Raw genomic sequence first — 19,236 nt, 5'->3', positions numbered from 1 at the left:
TATGTGATTTTTAGTTTGATTAATCCGTTAAAGCTTAAGCTGCCTGACGTTGCACGAATTGACGAATCAGTTCAGCAATCTTTTCTGGCTGACTGAGTACCGCCCAATGGTTGGCATCAAGCTCAACATACTCGAATTTTTCCACCCATTTCGGCATTGATTCAGTGATGTATTCACGACTCACAAAAGCGTCACGACGCAATACGATCGCCTGAACAGGACATTGAGCATAACGCTGGCGCGGTTGTGTCAACGATGGAAGAAAGTTAGCACGATATAAGTTAATGCCATATTTACCATCCGCCACAATATTGGCATTTAATGGTAAACCTTGTTTTTTCTCTAAGCCACTTAAAATCTTACCCCATCTTTCTGGACTAAACAATGTCCAGACTGTTGGCGCAAGTAAAGGTAAATGAAATGCACCGATGTACCAAGATTTGGTTAGTATTTTTAATACATTACTTGGCGCTGTTTTAAATTTCTCACGCAAATACAATGAGGCGTGATCCAAACAAGGACCAGAAATCGTTGTATAAGAGAGCAAGCGCCCTTTGAATTTTGGTTCAGTCACAGACTCCCATGACTGTAAAGACCCCCAGTCATGTGCTGCCAGATGGAAGTTACGATTCGGTAGTACTTGATCAACCACTTCTTGTAAATCCAAAGACAAACGAGCCAAACGATAATCACGAATACGCTTAGGAATTGAAGATAGACCTGCACCACGAACATCATAGGTCACAACATAATAGTCATTGAGCAATTTCTCAATGATAGGCTCCCAGACTTCCTGATTATCAGGATAACCATGTACCAATACCAATGCTGTCTTTTTCTCATCACCCCATGTTTTGACACAAAGCGTTTGCTGATCAGAGGTTGTTACAGTTTCTACTTGTACTTGCATAATTGTTTCCCATTTTGTTTTCAGTCGGTCTGGTCGTTCAATCGGCCATTGCCAGCGATACAATAAAAATGCTACTTATGCAGTATGAATAGAGTTGTAAGAAAAAAAATTGACCATGAAAAACTTTTTCAAAAAAATTCGAACCATTCCTGCGGTTGCTAAATTTATGATCAACCACTATTCGCCGTATCGTGGTGCAGGAATCACAATTGAAAGCATGGCTTTGGATGATTATCACATTCGAGTCAAAATGCCACTCACTAGAAAAAATCGAAATATTGTGGGTACGCATTTTGGCGGTAGCCTTTATTCAATGGTTGATCCCTTTTATATGCTGATCCTGATCCATCATTTAGGTCATAAATATATTGTTTGGGATAAGAGTGCTACGATAAATTTCCTATCACCCGGTCGTAATACCGTCTATGCAGACATTAAACTCAGTGCCGATGAGATTGCCGAAATTAAACTACTGGCCGAAAATCATGAACCCGTGTTACGCCACTACACCTTAAATATCGTAGATGATGCGGGCACACGCATCGCGGAAGTTGAAAAAATCTTATACATCCGTCGTAAAAAGCCGAAAGCAACATCGAAATAAAAATGCTTAAAATAGAAAATGCCTGCACGTCATCACTTGCAGGCATCCTTATTCATATCATCCAGAGCCGTTGAAAGCACCAACGACTATTTCTTTTCTTGGATTGCTGCGCCAGCACCACCACCGATCGCGCCACCAATCGCAGCACCCGAATCGCCACCGAAAATCGCTTTACCAACGACAGAACCAATACCTGCACCAACAGCACTACTGGTCGTGGTCTTGCTACTCCCACCTTGGGTATTCGCACCAACACCAGCGCCTGCTGCCGCACCGACACTAGCACCTAAACCACCACCAACATGATTACCTACACCACCGCCTACCGCACCACCTAATGCAGCCGCACCAATACGTTGGTCAGATGCACTCATATTTTGGCAGCCTGTAAACATAACCGTAGACAACATGACAGCAGAAACTAAAGCTATTGTTTTTTTCATGACCGTATTCACTCCTTTCTGTTCTTATAAAAAGCATAGTCTTCTTTTATGAGAATTTTGATCACATTGTGTTATCACTCTGTCCGAATCGCTTGAACTTTTGTAAAGTACCTTTCCCTTTTCAAAAATGGTTGAGTAAAAACCCTATAGGCCAAATATCACCTAATTAAAAAAAGCCCTTATCACGATAAGAGCTTCTTTTTTACTTTCTTTATTTCTTTCTAGTACTTACCTTTTTTCTCACCATAAGCGGCTCCAGCACTACCACCAAGCGCACCACCTGTCGCAGCACCCGCTTCACCACCTAATACTGCACCACCCAGCCATGCACCGACACCAGCGCCTAACGCACTGTTTCGGGTATTTTTACTATTAGCACCCTTCGCATTAGCAGCGACACCCGCACCAACAGCAGCACCGATACCCGCACCAAGGTTACCACCGACATGCTTACCTACAGCACCACCAGCACCACCACCAATCGCAGCTGAACCAATACGTTTACTTTCTGGACTGGCATTTTGGCAACCCACAAATAGGGTCGTTGACATTAAGGCAACACCAGCAATCATCATCATTTTTTTCATTGGAACGACTCCTCTCTCCATCTGCAATAACATAGTACGGTTTCATGAAGTATCTATTCAGATCAAGTAATGAAACATTAACGCTCTAAGGTGTTTTTGTAATGCTTTACACTCAATTTCTTCACAAAAAAAGACACCCGAAGGTGTCTTTTTTGAATCAGCTTAAACTTAGAATTGATCTGAGTTCAAAGCTTGGCTAAATGCTTGGTCAACTTCACTAAAATCATTGTGAAGTTCCAACTCAGCAGCTTCAGCTTCTTGACGACGACGTTCTAAGTGATACGCAAGACCCGTACCTGCTGGAATCAAGCGACCAACAACCACGTTCTCTTTCAAGCCACGTAAGTCATCTTCTTTACCTGTTACAGCCGCTTCAGTTAACACACGCGTTGTTTCCTGGAACGATGCAGCAGAGATGAACGAGTCAGTAGAAAGCGATGCTTTGGTAATACCCATGAGCTGACGTTCAAACTTCGCAGAGAACTTGTTCTGAGCCGAAACAGCTTGGTTTTCTTGAACAACGCGGATGTAATCCACTTGCTCACCTTTGATAAAGCTAGTATCGCCACCATCAGTGATATCAACTTTACGCAACATTTGACGTACAATGACTTCAATATGCTTATCGTTGATTTTTACACCTTGGAGACGATATACGTCTTGAACTTCGTTCACGATGTAGTTAGTTAATGCCACTTCACCTTTCAAACGCAAGATGTCATGTGGATTCTGTGGACCATCAGAAATAGTTTCACCACGATTCACATGTTCACCTTCGAACACGTTAATGGTACGCCATTTCGGAATCAGCTCTTCGTAAATCTCAGAACCATCATCAGGTGCAATCACCAAACGGTTCTTACCTTTGGTCTCTTTACCAAAGCTTACAACACCTGACACTTCAGCCAAGATCGCATGCTCTTTAGGTTTACGTGCTTCGAACAAGTCAGCTACACGTGGAAGACCACCGGTAATATCACGCGTACGTGAGGTTTCTTGTGGTACACGACCAAGTACATCACCCACACCAATGGTTGCACCGTCACGGACGGTTACAATGGTATTTTGTGGCAAGAAGTAGAATTGTTCGCCGCCATCCGTTGTATCCAACACAATTGCGGGACGTAAATCTTTACCAGAAGCAGGACGTGCTGTTACAGGCAAGATTTCAACCGTGGTCATACCAGTTGCATCATCTGTCTTAGAGGTTGCAGTTACACCATCAGCGATTTGGCTGAAACGTGCTTTACCCGCAACTTCGGTAACGAGTGGATGGGTATGTGGATCCCAAGTCGCTACGATACCACCTGCCTCTACAGACTCACCATCTTTCAACAAGATGCTTGCACCGTAAGGAAGTTTATAACGTTCACGTTCACGACCTAAGTCATCCGCAATACCAATTTCACCTGAACGTGAAACTGAAACGAGGTGACCTTTAGCATGTTCTACAGTTTTCACGTTATGGAAACGTACAGTACCTTTATTACGTACTTGAACACTGTTTGCAGCAGACGTTCGGCTCGCAGCACCACCCACGTGGAAGGTACGCATCGTTAACTGTGTACCCGGCTCACCAATTGACTGTGCAGCCATTACACCCACAGATTCACCTGGATTCACCAAGTGACCACGTGCAAGATCACGACCATAACAGCGTGCACACACACCAAAGGTAGATTCACATGCAATCACTGAACGTACTTTAACTTCATCGACACCGGCTTCTTCAAGCTGAGCAGCGATTTTCTCGTCAATGAGCGTACCACGTGGCAATACAACTTCATCATCAGATGCACGACGTACATCTTCAGCAGTAACACGACCCAACACGCGATCGCGTAACGGTTCGATGACATCACCACCTTGAATGAATGGCGTCATGACTAAACCGCCAGCTGTACCACAATCAGGCTCAGTAATCACCAAATCTTGTGCAACATCGACCAAACGACGCGTCAAGTAACCCGAGTTCGCTGTTTTCAATGCAGTATCGGCCAAACCTTTACGCGCACCATGTGTTGAAATGAAGTACTGAAGTACCGTCAAACCTTCACGGAAGTTTGCTTTAATCGGTGTTTCAATGATCGAACCATCTGGTTTCGCCATCAAACCACGCATACCAGCAAGCTGACGAATCTGCGCCGCACTACCACGCGCACCAGAGTCAGACATCATATAAATTGAGTTAAATGATTTCTGCTTCTCGTCAATACCATCACGGTTTTTCACAGTGACAAAAGACAAGTTGTCCATCATTGCTTTCGCAACTTGGTCATTGGTACGTGCCCAAATATCGACAACCTTGTTGTAACGCTCACCTGCAGTTACGAAACCTTGCTCAAACTGCTGTTCGATTTCACGAACTTCTGTTTCAGCTTTATCGATGATCGTATACTTGGTTGGTGGAATCAACATGTCTTCCATACCTACAGATACACCTGAGCGCGTCGCTTGACGGAAGCCCAAATACATCAATTGGTCAGCAAAGATAACCGTATCTTTTAAGCCCAATTTACGGTAGCAAGAGTTGATTAACTTAGAGATGTTTTTCTTGGTCATCTCAAGGTTAATAGATTCAAAGCTTAAACCTTGTGGAACAACTTCCCACAATAAGCAACGACCAGGCGTAGTATCAACAATAATGGTTTGCTGTTCACGTTGACCATTTTCATCAATAACAGTTTGGTGTACACGTACTTTTACGCGTGCATGAATTGCAACTTGACCAGTTGCCAACGCACGGTTAACTTCGTGTGTATCCGCAAACACCATACCTTCACCTTTGGCATTTACTGCATCACGTGTGATGTAGTAAAGACCCAATACAACGTCCTGAGAAGGAACGATGATCGGCTCGCCGTTTGCAGGTGACAAGATGTTGTTGGTTGACATCATCAATGCACGAGCTTCTAACTGTGCTTCAAGTGTCAACGGAACGTGTACCGCCATTTGGTCACCATCGAAGTCGGCGTTAAACGCAGCACAAACGAGTGGGTGTAAACGGATCGCTTTACCTTCAATTAAGATCGGTTCAAATGCTTGAAGACCTAAACGGTGAAGCGTTGGTGCACGGTTCAACATCACTGGATGTTGACGAATCACAGATGCAAGTACGTCCCAAACTTCAGGTGTTTCACGCTCAACCATTTTCTTCGCAGCTTTAATGGTTGTTGCCTGACCTGATGCTTGTAATTTTGCGAAAATAAATGGCTTGAATAATTCAAGTGCCATTTTCTTCGGAAGACCACATTGGTGAAGACGTAAAGTAGGACCAACAGTAATAACCGAACGACCAGAATAGTCAACACGCTTACCAAGTAAGTTCTGACGGAAACGACCTTGTTTACCTTTGATCATATCAGCCAAAGATTTCAATGGACGTTTGTTCGAACCAGTGATTGCACGACCACGACGACCGTTGTCTAGCAAGGCATCGACAGACTCTTGCAACATACGTTTTTCGTTACGTACGATAATGTCTGGTGCAGATAGATCAAGCAGACGCTTCAAACGGTTGTTACGGTTAATCACACGACGATAAAGGTCATTTAAATCAGACGTCGCAAAACGACCACCTTCAAGTGGTACAAGTGGACGAAGATCTGGCGGAAGTACTGGAAGTACTGTCAACACCATCCATTCTGGCTTGTTGTTTGAGTCTTTGAAAGCTTCCATCAACTTCAAACGCTTAGACGCTTTTTTAAGTTTCGTCTCAGACGTTGTTTGAGGAATTTCTTCACGCAAACGCGCAATTTCAGCTTCAAGATCAATATCTTTCAATAGATCTTGGATTGCTTCTGCACCCATTTTTGCGGTGAATTCATCGCCATGTTCTTCAAGCGCATTGAAGTATTCTTCGTCTGTTAAAAGTTGATACTTTTCAAACGGAGTCATCCCTGGATCTGTCACAACATATGATTCGAAATATAATACGCGTTCGATATCACGTAATGTCATATCAAGTAACAAACCGATACGGCTTGGTAATGATTTTAAGAACCAAATATGCGCAACTGGAGATGCAAGGTCAATGTGACCCATACGCTCACGACGAACTTTAGCAGTCGTAACCTCAACGCCACATTTTTCACAAATGACGCCTTTATATTTCATACGCTTGTATTTACCACACAAGCATTCGTAATCTTTAACTGGACCAAAGATTTTGGCACAGAACAAACCGTCACGTTCAGGTTTAAAAGTACGGTAATTAATGGTTTCTGGTTTTTTTACTTCACCGTGAGACCATGACTTAATCATTTCTGGTGACGCAAGACCAATACGGATACGATCAAATTCAACAGGTGCATGACCTTCAGAATCCGTTTTCTTACGCATGATATCGAGCAAGTCTTTCAATTTTTTTCTCCGTGTGTCAGGGAGCTAAGCTCGCCCAACTGGGTCACAAATATTGTTTTTAACTGATTAATCCTCCCACTTCCCTTTTTGATAAAGAGATGTGGAAGGATTGAATGGAGATGTTTAGTCACCATTTTTCAGTTCAATGTTGATACCTAAAGAACGGATCTCTTTGGTCAATACGTTGAACGATTCAGGCATACCCGGATCCATATAATGGTTACCATCTACAATATTCTTATAGATGCGGGTACGACCTTCGACGTCATCCGATTTCACAGTAAGCATTTCTTGGAGTGTATATGCTGCACCATATGCTTCAAGTGCCCAAACTTCCATCTCACCAAAACGCTGACCACCGAATTGTGCTTTACCACCAAGCGGCTGCTGTGTCACAAGCGAGTAAGAACCTGTTGAACGCGCATGCATTTTGTCATCAACCAAGTGGTTCAATTTGAGCATATACATGTAACCCACAGTTACAGGACGGTCAAACTGTTCACCTGTACGGCCATCAAACAAAGTCTGTTGACCAGAACGCGGCAATTCAGCAAGTTCAAGCAATTCTTTAATTTGATTTTCTTCAGCACCATCAAACACTGGTGTTGCTAAAGGAACACCTGCACGTAAGTTACCTGCAAGCTTCAACACTTCTTCATCAGTTAAGCTATCAAGATCTTCTTGCTCGCCACCAACTTTGTTGTAAATCTTATCGAGGAACAAACGAAGTTCAGCAACTGTACGTTGTTGTTGCAGCATCTTATCAATCTGCTCACCCAAACCTTTTGCTGCCAAGCCCAAATGGGTTTCAAGAATCTGACCCACGTTCATACGCGACGGTACACCCAATGGGTTCAATACGATGTCAACTGGTACACCGTTGGCATCATGTGGCATATCTTCAACAGGTAAGATGTTAGAGACAACACCCTTGTTCCCGTGACGACCCGCCATCTTATCACCCGGTTGGATACGACGTTTCACTGCAAGGTAAACCTTAACAACTTTTAATACACCCGTTGTTAATTCATCACCTGTAGAGAGTTTGCGTTTCTTCTCGGCAAATTTCTCATCAATTTCGATACTCTTCTCTTTCAAGAATACCTGAATTTGAGTTAAACGTTCAGCAATCGCTTCATCTGTTGGTTGGATTTCTAACAAATCAACCAGCTCTAAACCAGACAGCATATCTTCTGCAAGTTTATCGCCACGCTTAGTTGTTCCACCACCATTAGACTCTTTGCCTTTCAACAAGCGAACAATACGTTCACGTGCTGCTTCTTCAAAGATTTTGTATTCTTCTTTCAAATCTTTACGATAAGCATCAAGTTGTGCTTTTTCAATTGCTTGTGCACGATCATCTTTTTCCAAACCATCACGCGTGAAGACTTGAACATCGATCACTGTCCCTTTGGTACCAGACGGAACACGTAAAGATGAATCTTTTACATCAGCCGCTTTTTCACCAAAGATGGCACGAAGTAATTTTTCTTCGGGGGTTAACTGGGTTTCACCTTTAGGCGTTACTTTACCAACAAGGATGTCACCTGCAGTGACTTCAGCACCGATATAAACAATACCAGACTCATCCAACTTAGACAGCGCAGCTTCACCCACGTTAGGAATATCGGCAGTAATTTCTTCTGCACCTAACTTGGTATCACGTGCGACACATGACAATTCTTGGATATGAATCGAGGTTAAACGGTCTTCTTGAAGTACACGCTCAGAAAGTAAGATCGAGTCTTCGTAGTTATAACCGTTCCATGTCATGAACGCGACGCGCATGTTTTGACCAAGCGCAAGTTCACCCATGTCCGTTGATGGACCATCAGCCAAGATATCACCACGCGCAACTTTGTCGCCCATGTTCACGATAACATTTTGGTTGATACAGGTATTTTGGTTCGAACGGGTATATTTGATCAAGTTGTAGATATCTACACCTGCCTCACCAGCAATCATCTCATCTTCGTTAACACGAATAACGATACGTGATGCATCAACATACTCAATCGCACCACCACGGTTTGCGATCACACACACACCAGAGTCACGCGCTACGTTTGCTTCCATACCCGTACCAACAAGCGGCTTGTCAGCACGTAAGGTTGGAACCGCCTGACGCTGCATGTTCGAACCCATCAATGCACGGTTCGCATCATCGTGTTCAAGGAACGGAATTAATGACGCTGCAACAGAAACAACCTGCTGTGCAGAAACATCCATATGTGTGACACGCTCAGGTGACATACGTACGAATTCGCCTTGATGACGTACAGAAACCATTTCTTCGGTCAAAGCACCTTCTTTATCAATTGCCGAATCGGCCTGTGCAATCACAGTACCCACTTCTTCAATTGCAGATAAATACTCAACTGCATCGGTCACACGACCATCAACAACTTTACGGTACGGTGTTTCCAAGAAACCAAAGTTGTTGGTTTTTGCATACACAGAAAGCGAGTTGATCAAACCAATGTTTGGACCTTCTGGCGTTTCAATTGGACAAACACGACCATAATGCGTTTGATGTACGTCACGAACCTCAAAGCCTGCACGTTCACGTGTCAAACCACCAGGTCCAAGCGCTGATACACGACGTTTGTGTGTAATCTCAGACAATGGGTTGTTTTGATCCATGAACTGAGACAATTGGCTTGAACCAAAGAATTCTTTGATCGCAGCAGCAACTGGTTTTGCGTTGATTAAATCCTGTGGAGACAGGTTATCAGCTTCAGCTTGGCTCAAACGCTCTTTAACAGCACGTTCAACACGGACTAAACCAACACGGAATTGGTTTTCTGTCATTTCACCAACAGAACGTACGCGACGGTTACCTAAGTGATCGATATCATCGACTTCACCTTTACCGTTACGAATTTCAACCAATGTACGGAGTACATCGATAATATCGTCGTGCGATAAAATACCTTCAATTTCACGAGACTTCTGATCAGTACCGACTTCGTATGGACGACCCAAACGACGGTTAAACTTCATACGACCAACAGGAGACAAGTCATAACGTTCAGAAGAAAAGAATAAATTATTAAATAAGTTATCCGCAGCTTCTTTGGTTGGTGGCTCACCTGGACGCATGACTTTATAGATTTCAACCAGCGCTTCTTCGCGACCCGTTGTGGTATCTGCACGCAACGTATCAGCAATAAAAGAACCACGGTCGATGTCGTTCGTAAATAGGATATTAAATTGCTTAACACCACCTTCAGCTAACTTCACCATCACTTCATGGCTTAGTAAGGTATTTGCAGCAATCACTTCACCATCTTTTAATGGAATATCTTCAGCAGTGATACGCTCATATAAATATTCATCAGGTACAGAAAGCTTAGCTAAGTTAGCCGCTTCCATTTGACGTACGTGACGCGCATTAATACGTTTACCTTGCTCTACAATCACTTTACCGTCATTGTCAGCAATATCAAACTGCGCCATCTCTCCACGCAAGCGATCTGGAATGAGGTCAATTTGATAGCTACCCATATCAAGATATACAGGTACTTTTTCATAGAACAAATTCAAAATTTGCGCATTTGTATAATTTAAGGCACGCAGGATCACCGTTGCAAGCAACTTACGACGACGGTCAATACGCACAAACACAAGATCTTTTGCGTCAAATTCAAAGTCTAACCATGACCCACGGTAAGGGATAATACGTGCTGAGTACAACACTTTACCACTTGAGTGAGTTTTACCTTTGTCATGGTCAAAAAATACACCTGGTGAGCGATGCAACTGAGATACGATCACACGCTCAGTACCATTGATAACGAAAGTACCGTTATCTGTCATGAGTGGCATTTCACCCATGTACACTTCTTGCTCACGAACGTCTTTAATTGATTTCGTTTCACGATCTTTAATGATCAAACGAATTTTTACGCGCATTGGTGCTGCATAAGTCGAACCACGTAAAATACATTCACGTACGTCAAACTCAGGCTTACCAAGACTATACTCAACAAATTCTAAAGCAGCATTGCCAGAATAACTTTCAATAGGAAAAACTGAACGAAATGCGGCTTGGAGACCGATATCTTCGCGGTTCTTTGGAGTTTTGCCACCTTGTAAAAACGTACGGTACGAATCGACTTGAATCGAAAGTAAGTACGGTGCTTCCATCACTTGGGGCAATTTACCAAAATTCTTACGGATCCGTTTCTTTTCGGTATATGAGTATGCCATCTGGAGTCCTCGGGAAGTAAACTAAGCCCGCCTGCAGAACGGGCCTAGAAGGATTACGCAGGCCGATATGGCCACCACTGTTTACAAATGCTGCAATTTTTAGTGGTATTAAAACGCTTAACAATATTTTTATAAGCAAAAAAATATTGTTAAACATTTGATATTAGTCTTTTTATTGCAAAAAACCGCACATTATATGCGAAACTAACAAAAAACGAGCCGATTATTGTAACGCAAAAAGGCTGATGACCCAAGAGCCATCAGCCATTTTTTGGAGCCGATTATCGAAAAATCGACTCCCTACACATTACTTAATTGTAACGGTAGCGCCAGCAGCTTCAAGCTTAGTCTTAAGCTCTTCGCCGTCTTCTTTAGAAACGCCTTCTTTAAGAACAGCAGGAGCGCTTTCAACAAGATCTTTCGCTTCTTTAAGACCAAGACCAGTTGCTTCACGAACTGCTTTAATAACAGCAACTTTGTTCGCGCCGAAAGAGGTCAATTCAACATTGAATTCTGTTTGTTCTTCAGCAGCAGCAGCAGCAGGACCAGCAGCTACAGCTACAGCAGCAGCAGATACGTTGAATTTTTCTTCGAAAGCAGAAATAAGTTCAACAAGTTCAAGAACAGTTTTTTCAGCAACTGCGTTTAAGATTTCTTCGTTTGTTAAAGCCATGAGAGTAACTCCAAATGGGTATTGAATGGTGTGAAAGTAGTTTTAAGCTTAAGCAGCTTCTGACTCGTTTTTCTCTTGAAGCGCTGTAAGTAAGCGACCCAATTTCGAAATAGGAGCTTGAAGAACAGAGGCAAGCATAGTAAGCGCTTTTTCTTGGTTCGGAAGATTTGCGATAACGCTAACATCAGCACCTTGATAAACTTTGCCATCAAATGCAGCAGCTTTTAATTCAAATGCTTTGTTAGTTTTAGCAAATTCTTCGAACAAGCGTGCAGCTGCACCCATGTCGTCTTCAGAAGTTGAGAATGCTAAGATTGTTGGACCAACAAGGTCGTCATTCAAGATAGCGAATTGTGTATCTTGAAGAGCACGTTTAGCTAAAGTATTACGCACAACACGTGTAGCAACACCTAGTTTACGAGCTTCAACACGAAGAGCAGTTAATTGCTCAACTGTTAAACCTTGATAGTCAGCAACAACGGCAGCGAACGCTGTAGAAGCAATTTCACTTACTTCAGCAACGATCTGTTTTTTGTCTTCGATAAGAAGAGCCATTGTAAAACCTCCTAACGGTGATTTATGTACTCATATGAGTACACTCCCAATTCGTAAATCTTATTCAGACTTACACGCGGAGGAGGAACAAATCACACCACCGCGTCTACTCAGACTGGGTTTTTAAGAAGAATATTCGAAAATATTCCTCGCCTGAGGTCTTTGACGCTGATAAATATTCATTTATCAATTCAAAGTTTGCTTAGATTTTTTTCAACAAAAAATCTAAGGCTTTAAAATTCTGTCTAATTACTTAGAAACGTTGCTTACGTCAACGATCAAACCAGGGCCCATAGTTGAGCTCAAAGTGATCTTTTTAACGTATACGCCTTTAGACGTTGCAGGCTTTAACTTTTTCAAGTCTGCAATTAAAGCTTCAACGTTTTGACGTACAGCTTCTTCGCTAAAGCCAAGTTGGCCGATCGCAGCATGGATAATACCTGCTTTGTCGACACGGTAACGTGCTTGACCAGATTTAGCATTCTTAACCGCATTCGCAACATCAGGAGTTACAGTACCCACTTTCGGGTTTGGCATTAAGCCACGCGGACCAAGAATCGTACCAAGCTTACCAACAACACGCATAGCGTCAGGTGCAGCGATGACAACATCAAAGTCAAGATTACCTTTCTGAATACTTTCAGCCAAGTCTTCAAAACCAACGATATCAGCGCCTTCAGCTTTAGCAGCTTCAGCAGCAGCACCTTGTGCAAATACTGCAACACGTACAGTTTTACCAGTACCCGCAGGTAAAGTTGTTGCACCACGAACCACTTGATCAGATTTACGTGGATCAACCCCAAGGTTTACCGCAACATCAAGAGATTCTTTGAACTTAGCAGCTGGAAGGCTGTTCAGAACTTGTACTGCTTCTTCCAAAGTATAAACTTTGTTTGCTTCTACAGCAGCAGCAATGGCTTTTTGACGTTTAGTTAACTTTGCCATGTCTTATAGCTCCACTTCCAAGCCCATAGAACGTGCAGAACCAGCGATGGTACGAACACGAGCGTCTAAATCAGCACCAGTTAAGTCTGGTTCTTTAGTAGTCGCAATTTCTTCTAATTGAGCACGAGTCAACTTACCCACTTTAGTTTTGTTAGGTACAGCTGAACCCTTTTGAATACCAGCAGCTTTCTTAAGAAGAATAGATGCAGGTGGAGTTTTCATGATGAAAGTGAACGACTTATCGTTGTACACAGTAATCACGACAGGAATCGGCAAACCAACTTCAAGTTTTTGTGTAGCAGCATTGAATTCTTTACAGAATGCCATGATGTTTACACCACGTTGACCCAATGCAGGACCAATTGGTGGAGATGGATTTGCTTTACCAGCTGGGACTTGCAGCTTAATATAGCCGTCAATCTTCTTAGCCATTAAAAATTACCTCTGGGTACAGTCGCCGTTAGGCTCCCCAAAAATCAAGTAACGCCAAAGCATTACAACAACAATGCCCGATCAAATCGGGCGCTTTCCAACCAACTCAAATTAAATCGTTTTTTCGACTTGGCGAAACTCGAGTTCAACCTGAGTAGGTCGATTAAATACATTAATCGTCAACGTTAAACGTGACTTTTCGTATTGTACTTCCTCCACGACCCCTTTAAAGTCAGTGAACGGACCATCAATAACGAGTAATTCTTCACCTGGTTCAAACATCGTCTTAGGACGAGGTGCTTCACCAAGATTACGTACACGAGCAAGAATTGCATCCGCTTCACGTTGTGTGATTGGTGCAGGTTTTTCTGGTGTTCCACCAATAAAACCTAGAACCTTTGGACACTCTTTTACAATGTGCCAAGTATCATCATTCATTTCCATTTCGACTAACACATAGCCAGGAAAGAATTTACGTTCAGACTTGCGCTTCTTTCCGTCCTTCATTTCCACTACTTCTTCAGTAGGAACAAGGACTTCACCAAAGCTATCAGCTACTGTGCTACGTTGAATTCGTTCATTAAGTGAACGCATTACTTGTTTTTCAAAACCTGAATAGGCATGAATAATATACCAACGTTTCATTGCGCTCTTACCCGATAATTAACTTAATAAACCAGCCTAACCCGTAATCAAAACACCACAATACTATTGCTGTTACAATTACAACCAAAAGCACTTGCCACGAAGTTGTGATCGTCTCTTGTTTTGTCGGCCAAGCCACTCGACGCAGTTCTATTCGCGCATCTTGCAATAAACGCACAAAGCCCTTACCTTGATGGGTGGCGTATAATAAACCTAAAGCGACGACGATACAAGCCAAAATCACCCCGATGCGCACCCAAATATCATTTGCGGGTGCCCAATGGGCTGGCAAATACTGATTTACCATTGCTGAACCAATCAACAGGGCCAGAGCAATCAACCATAAGACGATATCTAATGGAGAGCCCGAGCGCACAACTTCTGCAGCATTATTTCTTTGGGGAATTGGCGCGTCGCTTAATGCGTCACGCGATTTATCATTCGACATTTTTTTACTCGTCGTAGAATTCGCGACTTATTATATGACAACTTAGCCAGAATCAAGCTTTTTTATTTAAAAAAAGTGGCAGGTCAGGAGGGACTCGAACCCCCAACATTCGGTTTTGGAGACCGACGCTCTACCAATTGAACTACTGACCTATTATGCAAACCGAAAGCCGAAGCTTCCGATTTGAATCGCATATCGTATTATGCAGTTACTTTCGCAACAACACCAGCACCTACAGTACGACCACCTTCACGGATCGCAAAACGTAGACCTGGGTCCATTGCGATTGGGTGAATTAATTCTACTGACATTTCAACGTTGTCACCTGGCATAACCATTTCAACGCCGTCTTGTAATTGGATTGCACCAGTTACATCAGTTGTACGGAAGTAGAACTGTGGACGGTAACCATTTAAGAATGGAGTATGACGACCACCTTCTTCTTTAGAAAGTACATATACTTCTGCATCGAATTTAGTGTGCGGCTTGATTGTACCTGGTTTAGCAAGTACTTGACCACGTTGTACGTCTTCACGCTTAGTACCACGAAGAAGAACACCACAGTTCTCGCCAGCACGACCTTCGTCAAGCAATTTACGGAACATTTCTACGCCAGTTACAGTCGTCACAACAGTGTCACGAATACCAACGATTTCAACTGATTCGCCAACTTTAACGATACCAGATTCTACACGACCAGTTACAACTGTACCACGGCCTGAGATAGAGAATACATCTTCGATTGGCATTAAGAATGCTTTGTCGATTGCACGCTCTGGTTCTGGAATGTAAGAATCAAGCGCAGCAACTAATTCGATTACAGCTGATTCGCCATAAGGACCATCGTTACCGTTTAATGCTTGAAGCGCTGAACCACGGATGATTGGCGTGTCATCACCTGGGAAGTCATAAGTAGAAAGAAGTTCACGAACTTCCATTTCTACTAATTCAAGTAATTCTTCATCATCAACAAGGTCACACTTGTTCAAGAATACGATGATGTAAGGTACACCAACCTGACGTGAAAGTAGGATGTGTTCACGTGTTTGTGGCATAGGACCATCAGTCGCAGCACATACAAGGATCGCGCCATCCATCTGAGCAGCACCAGTAATCATGTTTTTAACATAATCGGCGTGGCCCGGGCAGTCTACGTGAGCGTAGTGACGGATTGGTGAATCGTATTCTACGTGTGATGTATTAATGGTAATACCACGTGCTTTTTCTTCAGGAGCTGAGTCGATTTGTGAGTAATCTTTCGCTTCACCGCCGTAAGTTTTTGCACAAATAGTTGCAATCGCAGCAGTTAAAGTTGTTTTACCATGGTCAACGTGACCAATTGTACCCACGTTTACGTGTGGTTTATTACGTTCAAACTTAGCCTTAGCCATTTGACTTTCCTCGTTTACGTCGACACCAGTTTAGAGAACAACAACCCTGAAAAACTTTTCTTATCGACATTCGCCTAAAAAAACTAAACACCCAATACTTGAAAAGCAGACTATAATAGCCTGCTTCTTTAAATCTTTTGTAGAAATTCTACTAAGCTGTATATCTGGAGCTCTTATCGAGATTTGAACTCGAGACCTCTCCCTTACCAAGGGAGTGCTCTACCACTGAGCTATAAGAGCGATGTCTTCGATAACAATGGAGCGGGAGACGAGGTTCGAACTCGCGACATGCAGCTTGGAAGGCTGCCACTCTACCAACTGAGTTACTCCCGCATGTTGGTACTTACCACTTCAATCGAAGCTAAATGGTGGTGAGAGAAGGATTCGAACCTTCGAAACTTTCGTAGCAGAGTTACAGTCTGCCCCCTTTGACCGCTCGGGAATCTCACCACATCACACTTACACAGTGCTGTTCTTTACTTAAATGTATCAAAAACCTTAAGATGGTGCCGGCACACGGATTCGAACTGTGGACCTACTGATTACAAGTCAGTTGCTCTACCAACTGAGCTATGCCGGCGTTTCTTAGTGTTTCGTACGTTTCGTATCGGAACGGTGTGCAGTTTAGCAAAACTTACACATGATGCAAGCAGTTTTTTTAGAAAAACTGCGAAAAACTCATAAAATCAATCCGTTTGACGATAATTCAACCGCTTTGATCACTGCACGCGCTTTTATTTGAGTTTCATTCCACTCTGACTCAGGATTGGAGTCTGCAACCAGCCCTGCGCCTGCTTGTACATAGACTTTTTCATCTCGAATCACACAGGTACGAATCGCAATCGACATATCCATTTCACCATGCCAGCCCAAATATCCGACCGCACCACCAAATACACCTCGTTTTACCGGCTCAACCTCATCAATAATTTCCATGGCACGAATTTTCGGAGCGCCTGAGAGTGTACCCGCGGGGAAAGTCGCTTTAAATACATCTAAAGCATCTACATCATCGCGCACTTCGCCTTGTACATTGGAAACAATATGCATGACATGCGAATAGCGCTCAATCACCATTCGGTCGGTCACTTGAACTTTACCAATTTTAGACACGCGCCCAACATCATTACGACCGAGATCGATCAACATTAAATGTTCAGCAATTTCTTTTTCATCAGACAACAAATCTTGTTCTAAGGCCAAATCTTCTTCTTTGGTCTTGCCTCTTGGTCGCGTGCCTGCCAAAGGTCGCACCGTGGCAATACCATTTTCCAATCGCGATAAAATCTCAGGTGATGACCCGACAATATGAAACGGCTTTTGATCTGTCAGGGTTTGCCCCTGTACCAAAAACAAATAAGGGGATGGGTTTAAGTGGCGTAAAGCACGATAGACCTGCAATGCCTCACCATCAAAATCAGAGACCATACGCTGCCCTGGTACCACCTGCATCACATCGCCCGCACGAATGTATTCTTTGACTTTTTCAACTGTTTCAAGGAACTTTGCTTTACCCGTAATCGATTCAAAGTGAGGTGCAGTATGCGGCTTCGCCTGTAAACTGACAGGTATCGCAAGCAATTGCTCAAGTTGGTCAAGCTTCTCTTGTGCCTTTGCATAAGCATCTTTTTGATTGGCATCGACATGATGAATCAAAAACAAAGTATCTTTTAAATTATCAAACACAATCACGGTTTGAGACAACATCAACCATAAGTCGGGCAAGGTCACTGGATCAGCGGCTGGAATATTTTTGAGTTTTGGCTCGATATAACGAACGGCGTCATAACCTAAATAACCAACCAGCCCACCTGTAAAGCTCGGCAAGTCTGGCAAGTCGTTTTGCGTTGGAACTTTAAATTGGCTCTGAAAGTCACGAATATATTGAAATGGATCAGTACAACTTTGCTGGGTCACCGACCCATCCGCTTGTTGAATGGTTAACACGCCTTCATTACATGAAAAAACGATCGACTCACCCAAGCCAATCATGGAATAACGCGCCCAATTTTCCCCACCTTCGACCGACTCAAATAAATAAGCTTGTTTTTGCTGTTTAAACCGTGCAAAAACTGAAAGTGGTGTTTCCGTATCTGCCAGACGTTGGCGATATACAGGTATCGTGTTAAAGCCTGCTGATTTTAGTTGTTCAAATTGTGCGAATGTGGTCATGAATATTCTCTATGGTTTCGATTTTTGTGCGTTTCCCTATTTCAATTACGTGAAGCCCGCCATCGAAAAACCATAACAACATTCATACCTTGCTCCTTACCCGATCTTCTTCAATCAACTCGACCAAACTATCCACCACTTGTTGTGGATGACAGTCATGGATATTTTCTCCATGATTATAGCCATAGCTGACCACAATACAATCAATACCTGCTCGTCTTGCTGCTTCGACATCATTACTCGAATCACCAATCATCAAACTTTCCGATGCGGATACATTTTGACTTTGCATGCAGTGCAATAAGGGTAAAGGATGTGGTTTGCGCTCAGGCAAGCTATCACCACCGATGACCATTTTAAAATACGGACTCAACGCTAAAATATCGAGAATCCCTTTTGCTAAATGTTCAGGTTTATTGGTAACACATACCATCGAGATCCCATGCGCTTGACAATGCTCTAAAAAGGCGAGAACACCATCATAAACAGTGGTGTTCACACACAATTCTTGCGCATATACCTGCATAAAAGTCTCAAGCAATTGCTTTTGCAGTTGTGCATCCACTCGCCCAAACAAATGTTCAAGCACAGTTTCACATAGTTTTGCAGCACCCTTGCCAACCCACTCCCGAACCTGCACTTCGGTTACCAAAGGCAAGCTCAACTTCTCTAAACTAAGATTCATGGCGCGATATAAATCAGCAGCCGAGTCCACCAGCGTACCATCCAGATCAAATAAAATAAGATGACGGCGTTGTAACTGTGCAACAGACATGATATCTACCCTAGAAAGAAAAGGCATATCTGAGCTATTTCCCTTGTGGAGCAATGCTCCCCATGCTTTGGTTGCAGTGCAA

At 43.1% G+C, this 19,236-nt stretch carries 15 protein-coding genes and 5 tRNA genes; 1 reads left to right on the top strand and 19 read right to left on the bottom strand.

What is annotated here, in order from left to right:
- Positions 1-34: 34 nt before the first annotated feature.
- Complete coding sequence (locus MMP72_RS02495; RefSeq protein WP_241314213.1) at positions 35-910, bottom strand: alpha/beta fold hydrolase; 876 nt, start codon at positions 908-910, stop codon at positions 35-37.
- 115 nt (positions 911-1,025) lie between these two features.
- Between MMP72_RS02495 and MMP72_RS02490 the strand changes: the two genes are divergently transcribed.
- The gene (locus MMP72_RS02490) at positions 1,026-1,514 is read left to right on the top strand and encodes a DUF4442 domain-containing protein (RefSeq protein WP_241314211.1); all 489 of its coding nucleotides are present in this window, start codon (positions 1,026-1,028) and stop codon (positions 1,512-1,514) included.
- A gap of 86 nt (positions 1,515-1,600) precedes the next feature.
- Here the strand turns inward: MMP72_RS02490 and MMP72_RS02485 are convergent, their stop codons facing one another.
- The 18 genes from MMP72_RS02485 to MMP72_RS02400 form a co-directional block, all read right to left on the bottom strand.
- Complete coding sequence (locus tag MMP72_RS02485; RefSeq protein ID WP_241314209.1) at positions 1,601-1,957, bottom strand: YMGG-like glycine zipper-containing protein; 357 nt, start codon at positions 1,955-1,957, stop codon at positions 1,601-1,603.
- A gap of 221 nt (positions 1,958-2,178) precedes the next feature.
- Complete coding sequence (locus tag MMP72_RS02480) at positions 2,179-2,544, bottom strand: DNA transfer protein p32 (protein ID WP_241314207.1); 366 nt, start codon at positions 2,542-2,544, stop codon at positions 2,179-2,181.
- A gap of 168 nt (positions 2,545-2,712) precedes the next feature.
- Positions 2,713-6,906 carry a DNA-directed RNA polymerase subunit beta' gene (rpoC, locus tag MMP72_RS02475; protein ID WP_241314205.1) on the bottom strand — a complete coding sequence of 1,398 codons (4,194 nt, stop codon included), beginning with the start codon at positions 6,904-6,906 and terminating at the stop codon, positions 2,713-2,715.
- A gap of 123 nt (positions 6,907-7,029) precedes the next feature.
- Positions 7,030-11,118 carry a DNA-directed RNA polymerase subunit beta gene (gene rpoB / locus MMP72_RS02470; RefSeq protein ID WP_241314203.1) on the bottom strand — a complete coding sequence of 1,363 codons (4,089 nt, stop codon included), beginning with the start codon at positions 11,116-11,118 and terminating at the stop codon, positions 7,030-7,032.
- Positions 11,119-11,425: 307 nt separating this feature from the next.
- Positions 11,426-11,791 (bottom strand): 50S ribosomal protein L7/L12, encoded by a 366-nt coding sequence (gene rplL, locus MMP72_RS02465; RefSeq protein WP_241314201.1) that lies wholly within the window; start codon positions 11,789-11,791, stop codon positions 11,426-11,428.
- 48 nt (positions 11,792-11,839) lie between these two features.
- Complete coding sequence (gene rplJ, locus MMP72_RS02460; protein ID WP_130161840.1) at positions 11,840-12,346, bottom strand: 50S ribosomal protein L10; 507 nt, start codon at positions 12,344-12,346, stop codon at positions 11,840-11,842.
- 249 nt (positions 12,347-12,595) lie between these two features.
- Entirely contained in the window at positions 12,596-13,291 is a 696-nt protein-coding gene (rplA, locus tag MMP72_RS02455) for a 50S ribosomal protein L1 (protein ID WP_241314199.1), read from the bottom strand.
- A gap of 3 nt (positions 13,292-13,294) precedes the next feature.
- On the bottom strand, positions 13,295-13,723 hold the full coding sequence (gene rplK, locus MMP72_RS02450) for a 50S ribosomal protein L11 (protein WP_004668262.1): 429 nt from the start codon (positions 13,721-13,723) through the stop codon (positions 13,295-13,297).
- Positions 13,724-13,834: 111 nt separating this feature from the next.
- Positions 13,835-14,368: a transcription termination/antitermination protein NusG gene (gene nusG, locus MMP72_RS02445; protein WP_004668261.1), complete on the bottom strand. Its 534-nt coding sequence runs from the start codon at positions 14,366-14,368 to the stop codon at positions 13,835-13,837.
- Between the two features lie 7 nt (positions 14,369-14,375).
- A complete protein-coding gene (gene secE, locus MMP72_RS02440; protein ID WP_004668260.1) occupies positions 14,376-14,816 on the bottom strand; it encodes a preprotein translocase subunit SecE in 441 nt (146 codons plus the stop codon).
- Between the two features lie 76 nt (positions 14,817-14,892).
- Positions 14,893-14,968 (bottom strand) — tRNA-Trp (locus MMP72_RS02435).
- Positions 14,969-15,016: 48 nt separating this feature from the next.
- Complete coding sequence (gene tuf, locus MMP72_RS02430) at positions 15,017-16,207, bottom strand: elongation factor Tu (RefSeq protein ID WP_241314197.1); 1,191 nt, start codon at positions 16,205-16,207, stop codon at positions 15,017-15,019.
- Positions 16,208-16,372: 165 nt separating this feature from the next.
- Positions 16,373-16,447: transfer RNA gene (locus tag MMP72_RS02425), tRNA-Thr, on the bottom strand.
- A gap of 17 nt (positions 16,448-16,464) precedes the next feature.
- Positions 16,465-16,540: transfer RNA gene (locus MMP72_RS02420), tRNA-Gly, on the bottom strand.
- A gap of 33 nt (positions 16,541-16,573) precedes the next feature.
- Positions 16,574-16,657 (bottom strand) — tRNA-Tyr (locus MMP72_RS02415).
- Positions 16,658-16,711: 54 nt separating this feature from the next.
- Positions 16,712-16,787 (bottom strand) — tRNA-Thr (locus MMP72_RS02410).
- A 98-nt stretch (positions 16,788-16,885) separates the two neighbouring features.
- On the bottom strand, positions 16,886-18,379 hold the full coding sequence (trpE, locus tag MMP72_RS02405) for an anthranilate synthase component I (protein WP_241314195.1): 1,494 nt from the start codon (positions 18,377-18,379) through the stop codon (positions 16,886-16,888).
- A gap of 82 nt (positions 18,380-18,461) precedes the next feature.
- Complete coding sequence (locus tag MMP72_RS02400) at positions 18,462-19,154, bottom strand: phosphoglycolate phosphatase (protein WP_241314193.1); 693 nt, start codon at positions 19,152-19,154, stop codon at positions 18,462-18,464.
- Positions 19,155-19,236: the final 82 nt, after the last annotated feature.

Source organism: Acinetobacter sp. NIPH 2699, from assembly GCF_022549355.1.
GTDB lineage: Bacteria > Pseudomonadota > Gammaproteobacteria > Pseudomonadales > Moraxellaceae > Acinetobacter.
Note: the sequence above shows the minus strand (reverse complement) of the source record. Positions and strands in the feature narration are given on the sequence as shown.